The sequence below is a fragment of the Acinetobacter sp. USHLN143 genome, assembly GCF_037145695.1.
GTDB classification, from domain to species: domain Bacteria; phylum Pseudomonadota; class Gammaproteobacteria; order Pseudomonadales; family Moraxellaceae; genus Acinetobacter; species Acinetobacter fasciculus.
Genome location: NZ_JBBCWZ010000291.1, coordinates 1 through 254 on the forward strand (window position 1 = coordinate 1; position 254 = coordinate 254).

The 254-nt window shown below is 40.6% G+C and carries 1 rRNA gene; it reads right to left on the bottom strand.

Annotated elements, in window-relative coordinates:
* Positions 1 to 109 (bottom strand): 16S ribosomal RNA (locus tag WFH18_RS18110); the annotation flags it as partial.
* Positions 110 to 254: the final 145 nt, after the last annotated feature.

Here is a 254-nt window from a genome sequence, read left to right on the forward strand (position 1 = left end):
CACCCGTCCGCCGCTAGGTCAGTTACCGAAGCAACTTCCCCCGCTCGACTTGCATGTGTTAAGCCTGCCGCCAGCGTTCAATCTGAGCCATGATCAAACTCTTCAGTTTAAAATCAATAGTGCTTTATTCAAAACACCAAATCTGGCTCATCAATTTTCTGACAAATATTTCTCAAATAAACTTCGAGTAATTTCTACCATCAATCAATGAAAATAATTTCGATCGATCAACCAGTAAAAATCCACACAAGTTG